This is a genomic window from Nocardioides sp. WJ219, from assembly GCF_058559815.1.
This window is the reverse complement of the sequence record NZ_JBZUJV010000006.1, coordinates 375,823-383,524: the sequence shown is the minus strand read 5'-3', so window position 1 is coordinate 383,524 and position 7,702 is coordinate 375,823. Positions and strand designations below refer to the sequence as shown.

Annotated in this window: 5 protein-coding genes; all 5 read right to left on the bottom strand. The window is 74.7% G+C overall.

Going from position 1 to position 7,702, the window contains the following annotated elements:
* Positions 1-11: 11 nt before the first annotated feature.
* The gene (locus AC4MBH_RS16690) at positions 12-1,574 is read right to left on the bottom strand and encodes a sugar ABC transporter ATP-binding protein (protein WP_491796142.1); all 1,563 of its coding nucleotides are present in this window, start codon (positions 1,572-1,574) and stop codon (positions 12-14) included.
* Positions 1,571-2,827 carry an ROK family protein gene (locus tag AC4MBH_RS16685; RefSeq protein WP_491796140.1) on the bottom strand — a complete coding sequence of 419 codons (1,257 nt, stop codon included), beginning with the start codon at positions 2,825-2,827 and terminating at the stop codon, positions 1,571-1,573. Before AC4MBH_RS16685 ends, AC4MBH_RS16690 begins: the two co-directional genes overlap by 4 nt.
* 242 nt (positions 2,828-3,069) lie before the next feature.
* The gene (locus tag AC4MBH_RS16680) at positions 3,070-4,197 is read right to left on the bottom strand and encodes an ROK family transcriptional regulator (RefSeq protein ID WP_491796158.1); all 1,128 of its coding nucleotides are present in this window, start codon (positions 4,195-4,197) and stop codon (positions 3,070-3,072) included.
* Between the two features lie 16 nt (positions 4,198-4,213).
* Positions 4,214-5,878 carry a bifunctional 3'-5' exonuclease/DNA polymerase gene (locus AC4MBH_RS16675; RefSeq protein WP_491796138.1) on the bottom strand — a complete coding sequence of 555 codons (1,665 nt, stop codon included), beginning with the start codon at positions 5,876-5,878 and terminating at the stop codon, positions 4,214-4,216.
* 45 nt (positions 5,879-5,923) lie between these two features.
* A complete protein-coding gene (locus tag AC4MBH_RS16670) occupies positions 5,924-7,702 on the bottom strand; it encodes a SelB domain-containing protein (RefSeq protein WP_491796137.1) in 1,779 nt (592 codons plus the stop codon).

The following is a 7,702-nucleotide window of genomic DNA, read 5'->3' as shown; positions in this document are numbered from 1 at the left end:
GGTGGAGTCGGTCATGCGGGGGTTCCTTCCATCACCAGGTCCAGGACCCGGGACTCATCGATATGGGCAGCGGCAGCTTCGTGCACGACACGACCTTCACGGACCACCAGCACCCGGTCCGCCAACCCGAGCACCTCCTCGACCTCACTGGAGACCACGACCACCGCGACCCCCGAATCAGCCAGGTTCCGCACCAGCTTGTAGATCTCCGCCCGAGCGCCGACATCCACGCCCCGGGTCGGCTCGTCCAACAACAACACCCGGCACCCACGCAGCAACCACCGCGCCAGCACCACCTTCTGCTGGTTACCACCCGACATCGTCCGCACGTGCCGAGAGATGTTGCGCGGACGCACATCAAGAGAATCGACCAGCTCACGCGCCTTGGCCTTCTCCCGCCCACGCTGGATGAACCCAGCCCGCTGGAAACGCCCCATCGAGGACACACTGATGTTCGCGTACACCGCCTGGTCCAACAACAAACCCTGCGACTTGCGCTCCTCCGGAGCCAGACCCACCCCCGCACGCACCGCCACGTCCACCGCACCACGACGCAACCGCTTGCCATCAACGACCACCGTGCCCGACGTCGCCCGCCGCGCACCGTAGATCGTCTCCAAGATCTCCGTACGACCCGACCCCACCAAACCAGCCAGACCCACGATCTCCCCAGCACGGACCGTCAGGTCCACCCCCGAGAACACCCCCGCCAACGCCAAGTCATCAACCTGCAACACCACATCCCGCTCAACAGCGGTAGCAGCAGCGGCGTCCTTGTCACGCTGCGGGAACACGTACTCGATCGAACGACCCGTCATCAGCTTGATCAGCTCCGAGGTCGCCGTCGTCTTCGCCGGCAACCCCGTCGCCACCGTCTTGCCATCCTTCAACACCGTGATCCGGTCCCCGATCTGCCGGATCTCCTCCAACCGGTGAGAGATGTAGACCACCGCCACCCCCTGCGCAGTCAACCCACGCACCACCCGGAACAGGTTCTCCACCTCACCGTGGTCCAACACCGCCGACGGCTCGTCCAAGATCAACAGATCCACCTCGTGCGAGAGCGCCCGCGCCATCGAGACCACCTGCTGCCCCGCCGGGGACAACTCACCCACCAACCGCGTCGGCTTGATCTCACCATGACCCAACCGGGCCAGGATCTCCTCCGCACGCCTGTTCGTCGCACCCCGACGGGAGAACCCACCCGCCGACATCTCATGACCCAAGAAGATGTTCTCCGCCACCGTCAGACCATCCACCAGATCCAGCTCCTGGTAGATCGTCGCGATCCCCGCATCGATCGCCGCCTGCGGATGCGTGAACCGCACCGCCTTGCCCTTCCACGTGATCGCACCCTCATCCGGCACATACGACGCCGAAAGGATCTTGATCATCGTCGACTTACCCGCACCGTTCTGACCCAACAGACAATGCACCTCACCACGACGCACATCCAGGTCCACCCCACCCAACGCACGCACCGAGGAGAACTCCTTCACGATGCCCGTCATCTGGAGCAGCTCACCACCCGACGTGGCGTCGTCCTGGGTGGGGTGCGCCTCGGGGGTGCTCATGCGGTCTCTCCTGACACGGCGGTACGCCGTGGGACGCGGGTGGGGTCGGCGAAGACGGACTCGAGGGACGCGGTGGCGCCGCCGCGCACGGCGGCGCTGAAGCCCAGCGTCGACAGCTCGACGCGGGTGCCGCCCGAGTCGGGCGCCAGCACCCCGCCGTGCAGCTCGCGCTCGATGGCGGGTCGCATGTGGTGGCCAACCGCGGCGTAGTAGCCGGTCAGCACGACGGTGGCCGGGTTGAGGGCGTTGCTGAGGATCGCCGCACCGACGCCCACCCAGGCTCCGACCTCCTCGAGCGCGTCCAGGGTCCGTGCGTCGCCGAGGCCCGCGCGGCGGTTGATCTCGGCCAGCCGCTCGTCGAGGGCCATGCTGGGGTTGCGGATCGGGTCGTCGGGGTCGGCGGCCCGCTCGAGCAGGGCGCGCAGCCCGCTCACGGTCTCCCAGCACCCCTGGCGCCCGCACCCGCACCGGCGGCCGCGGGGCTCGACGATCATGTGGCCGAACTCGCCGGCGTAGCCGTGGCTCCCGCGCAGCAGCCGGCCGCCGGCGACGATGCCGCCACCGACGCCGATCTCACCGTGGATGACGAGGATGTCCTGTCGGTGGGGGTCGCCCGGCGTGGCCTCGGCCGCGGCGGCGAGGTTGCCCTCGTTGTCGACGACGACCGGGTACGACGCCCCGAGGTCGCGGCGCAGGATCGACCCGACGGGCACGTCGTACCAACCGAGGTTGGGGCCGTGGGTGAGCAGGTCGCGGGTGCGGTCGTAGAGACCGGCGACGCCGACGGTGAGCCCGACGGTCAGGACGTCACGACGCTCGAGGCACTGCACCGTCTCGCGCACCAGGTCGACCAGGTGCGCCAGGACGGTGCCGGCGTCGAGGGAGCGGGCGTCGAGGGCGAGCTTGCGCTCCTCGACGACCTCGCCGCGCAGGTCGAGCGCCATGGTCGAGACGTGGTTGACGTTGATCTCGGCCCCGATGCCGCACACGCCCCGGCCGTCGAGCTCGACCGTGGTGCTGGGCCGGCCGACGGCGCGCTGCACCTGCTGGCCGTCGCTGACCAGGCCGCGCTCGATCAGCTCGGCGACCAGCGTCGAGACGGTCGACCGGGTCACGCCGAGGTCGGAGGCGAGCCCGGCGCGCGAGCGCGGACCGTGGTCGCGCAGGAAGCGGAGGGCGAGCCCGAGGTTGGAGCGCCGCAGGTCGAGGTTGGCGAGGCTGTGGTCGTGCGGGGCCTGGTCGAAGGTCGACACGGGTCACTCCTCTCGGGCTCAGCGGCGTGCAGGAACGCCTGGTCGGTCGCCGGGGCGGCGACGACCGGTCCGAGACACACCCGGCTCCCGGCTGAGCCGGTCGGCGAGGGTGTGAGTGTCGTCACGCTTTGTTGGGGCGTCGCCCAAACTAAGTCCGCCGCGAGCGCGGTGCAAGCCCTCTCGGTCAGCGGGTCGAATCGACTTTGTCCATTGCGACGAATGCACCCGCAGTTATGACCAGATCAGTCGGAAGATCGGCTGGCGCTCCACGCCGCCACGGCGTCGGACCCGGTGCCGACCAGGACGGCGCGCTCGCCCAGCTCGCTGAGCACGATGTCGAGGGTCTCGGCCGAGTGGACCGGTGCGAGCCGGTAGACGGCGGCGCGCACGTCGCCGAGGAGGTGCGCGCCGAGCGCCGCCACCGGTCCCCCGAGGACGACGCAGCGCGGGTTGGCGTGCGCCACCAGACCCGCGACCACCTGGCCGAGCCGCTGTCCGGCGTCGCGCACCAGCTGGACGACCGCGGGGTCGCCGGCCTCGGCGGCGGCGACGACGTCGGCGAGGTCGAGCGCCTCGGCCTCGTCGAGCACGGCCGCGAGGCCGGTGGAGCGCCCGCGCCGGGCCAGGTCGGTGGCCTGGGTCACCAGGGCGACCGCGCTCGCGTAGGAGTCGAGGCACCCGGTGCGCCCGCAGGCGCAGGCCGGGCCGAACTCCTCCACGCGCAGGTGCCCGACCTCCCCCGCCCGACCGGTCGCGCCCTCGCCGAGGTGTCCACCCGTGATCGTGGCGGTGGTGACGCCGTTGCCCAGCCGTACGGCGACCAGGTCGGCCACGTCCCGGGCGGCACCGGAGTGGCGCTCCCCCAGGGCCATCGCCCGGACGGCGGGCAGCGTGGTGTGCACGGTGCCGGGGTGCTCCTCGGTGAGCCCCCGGGTCAGCTCGGCGACCAGGTCGGAGTCGACGTCGACCGCGGCCACGCCGATCGCCGAGGGCGTGCGCCCGTCGAGCACCTGGCGCACGGCGGCCAGGACGCGCTCGGCGACGGTGGCGTCGCCGTCGTGCTCGTGGCGCTCGATGCTCACCCCCGAGGCGATCGTCAGGTGGCCGCCCAGGACGGCGACCCGCACCCGGCGGTCACCGAGCGACACGGCCACGAACACCCGGTCGGCGGTGTAGCGGAGGGTGACCGAGCGCCGGCCGCCGGAGCTCGGTGCGAGGGCGCCGTCCTCGACGACGCCCGCCGCGGCCAGTCCGCGCACGGTGGCGGAGAGCGTGGTCCGCGACACCCCCAGCGCCTCGGCGAGCTGGGACTTGGTCAGCGGACCCGCGTCGCGCAGCATCCTGAGCACCGCGGTGTCGAGTCCCTGCATCACACCCGCCAACGTCTCACACGGCCGGAGCCGGGGGGCCGGGCTTGCCGCCGTCGGCGTAGGACCGCACGACGGAGACGGTGAGCGGGAAGTCGATGGCGAGGTCGCGGAACAGCAGGTTCCCGGCGGTGGTGGCGGCCTCGACCACCTGCGCCGCCGCGGCGTCGGCGAGCGCGGCGGGGACGTGCACGACGACCTCGTCGTGGAGGAAGAGGACCAGGTGGGGCCGGTCGGCGAGGTCGCCCTCGCCGAGGCGCCACAGCCGGTGGCGCAGGTCGGCGATCCAGCACAGCGCCCACTCCGCGCCCGTGCCCTGGACGACGAAGTTGCGGGTGAAGCGGCCGATCGCGCGCCGACGCCGGTCGAGGCTGTCGAGGTCGACCACCGGGCCCTCCGGCTCGGGGTCCCACGCCTGGCCCAGGTGGGGTGATCCGCGGCCCAGGAGCGTGCGCACCACCTGGCCCCGCTCCCCCGCCCGGGCCGCCTCCTCCACCAGCCCGAAGGCGTCGGGGTAGCGCCGCGCCAGGCCGGCCAGCATCCGTCCGCTCTCGCCGCTGGTGGCGCCGTACATCGCCCCGAGCAGCCCCAGCTTGGCGTCGTTGCGGGTCGCGACGGCGCCGTCGTCGACCATCCCCTGGTAGAGGTCGGCGCCGCGCGCCGACCGGGCGAGCGCGCGGTCGCCGCTCATGCCGGCCAGCACCCGCGGCTCGAGCTGCGCGACGTCGGCGACGACGAGGACCCACCCGTCGTCGGCCACGACCGCGGGCCGGACCTGCACCGGGATCGACAGCGCCCCGCCCCCGTGCGAGGACCACCGGCCGGTCGCCGACCCGGCCGGCTGGTACGTCGGCCGGAACCGCCCGTCGCGCACCCACTGGTCGATCCAGGCCCACCCGTTGGTCGTGAACAGGTGCGCCAGCTGGCGGTAGCGCAGCAGCGGCGCGATGGCCGGGTGGTCGAGCGCGCGCAGCGCCGAGGCGCGGGTGCTGTCGACCTGCAGCCCGGCCCGACGGAGAGCGGCGAGCAGCTCGGGCTGGGAGTCGGGGTTGAGGCCCGGCGCGTCGAGCGCCTCGCGCACGTCGGCCACCAGGGCCTCGAGCCGCTGCGGCCGCGCTCCCCGGGGCGGTCGCGGCCCGAGCGCCTCGGCGAGCAACCGCTCGTGGACGCCGGTGCGCCACGGCACCCCGGCAGCGGTCATCTCGGCAGCGACGAGCGCGCCCGAGGACTCCGCGGCGAGCAGCAGCGCGAGCCGACCGGCCTCGGCCGAGGCGGCGACGGTGGCGAGCTGCCGCGCGTCCTCCAGGTCGGCGCGCAGGTGCTCGGTGGTCTCGTCGAGGGAGAACAGCGCGGGCGCCGCCGGCACCCCGGTCGGGGCGGCGGCCGGGCCGAGCAGGTCCCAGCGCTCGCGCTCCTCGCCGTCCAGCAGCCCCTGGTCGGCCGCGGGCGCGCCGCGCAGCAGGTGGTGGCCGAGGCGCAGGTCGTGGCACCGCCCGACCCGCACCCCGGCCGCCAGCAGCGGTGGGTACCAGCGCGCCGTGTCGTCCCACACCCAGCGCGGCGCGTCGACCTCGCGCGCGGCGACGTAGGCCGCCAGGTCGGCCTGGTCCAGCTCGCGTCGCGCCTCACCCTCGACGACCAGCACGCGGTCGCCGGCCAGGCGCGACAGCGAGATGCGGGACACCCCGACACCCTGGCAGGCGTCGCGGACACCGCGGGCGCTGGTCGATCAGGTGCGGGGCGCCACGGTGCGCCGGTCGTCGGGCAGCCGCCGGGTCAGGCCGGCGCGGTCGAGGTGGTCGAGCAGCGGCAGCACCACCCGGCGCGAGCTGGCCAGGCGCACCCGTGCCTCGCTGACCGTGAACGGCTGCGGCAGCCCGCCCAGCCACTCCACCGCGCGCCGGTCGGCGCCGGCGAGCAGCACCACGCCGTCGGCCAGCCGGAGCAGGCGGCCGGCGCGGGCGGCGGCGGCCACCCGGCGTACGTCGAGACCGAGCTCGGCGAGCCGGCCCGCGGTCGGTGCGGCGAAGGGGGCGTCGGCCAGGTCGGCCTCGAGCGTGGCGACCGCACGCTCGAGGTCGGGCGGCAGCGGTGGTGCCGACGGGGTGGCGAGCACCCGCCCGCCCTCGACGCGCAGCGGCGGGCGGACCACGGCGGCCGCCACCCCGGGCCCGGGCAGGGCGAGCTGCTCGGCCAGCGCGGTGAGCGGGACGCCGGGGTCGAGCGGCTGCCGCCGGTCGTGCTCGGCCACCAGCCGGGCGGCCTCGGCGGCGGCCCGCTCGGCGCGGGCCCCGCTGACCAGCCACGGCCCGGCCGCCACGACCCCCTCCGGCACCGGCGACGTCGGTACGCCGATCAGCGCGAGCGCAGGGAGGGCGACGACCTGGCGCCGCTCGACCTCCGAGGCCAGGTCGGGGGTGCCGGTCAGCGGCGCCAGCGTCGCGGCGCGCTCGGCCGCGGCGCCCCGGCGGCGCAGCCCGGGCGGCGCCGGGTCGAGCACCACGAGCCCCCACACCCGGCGGCTGCCGGCGTCGCGCAGCAGCGCGCGGTCGCCGACCCGCAGCGGCAGCGCCCGGGGCAGCGACAGCCGGACCAGGTCGCCGCCGAGCGGGCGGCTGCGCACCGGCACGGCGGCGGCACCGATGTGCAGGTGCGGCTGGGCCGGCAGGTCGGCGGCGTCGCCGGCCACCCGCACGTCGACGGTGTCGGTGAGGCGCCAGCGGTCGGGGGTGACCAGCACGCTCCCCCGCTCCAGCACGTCGAGGTCGTCGCCGGTGAGGTTGAGCGCGACGCGGGCGACGCCGGTGGCGGCCTCGACCGGCTCGCCCAGCGACTGCACCCCACGCACCCGCACCGGTACGCCGCCGCCCTCGGCCGGGCCGAGCAGCAGCGCGTCGCCGCGGGCGACCCGGCCGGCCGGCAGCGTGCCGGTGACGACCGTGCCGGCACCGCGCACCGTGAACCGCCGGTCGACCCAGAGACGCACGTCGGCGGCCGGGTCCGGTGCCGGCAGCTGCCGGACCATCGCCGCGAGGCCGGCGCGCAGCTCGTCGAGACCGGCACCGGTGTGGCCCGAGACCGGCACGACCGGAGCGCCGCGCAGCGACGTGCGCGCGACCTCGCTGGTCACCCGGGCGACCGCGGCGCCGGGGTCGGCGAGGTCGGAGCGGGTCACGGCGACGACGCCGTGCCGCACCCCGAAGGCGTCGAGCGCGGCCAGGTGCTCGGCCGCCTGGGGCATCCAGGGGTCGTCGGCCGCGACGACGAACAGCACCGCCGGCACCGGGCCCACCCCGGCGAGCATGGTGGCCAGGAACTTCTCGTGCCCGGGCACGTCGACGAAGGCGACCTCGCCGGCGTCCCCGATCGTCGTCCAGGTGTAGCCGAGCTCGATCGACAGGCCGCGCCGTTGCTCCTCGGCCAGCCGGTCGGACCGCATGCCGGTCAGCGCGTCGACGAGGGTCGACTTGCCGTGGTCGACGTGCCCGGCCGTGGCGACGACGTGCAC

Bases quoted from the DNA above. Each gene is read 5' to 3' on its own strand.
- AC4MBH_RS16680 (WP_491796158.1), bottom strand. From the start codon at position 4,197: ATGCAGGGACTCGACACCGCGGTGCTCAGGATGCTGCGCGACGCGGGT.
- AC4MBH_RS16690 (WP_491796142.1), bottom strand. From the start codon at position 1,574: ATGAGCACCCCCGAGGCGCACCCCACCCAGGACGACGCCACGTCGGGT.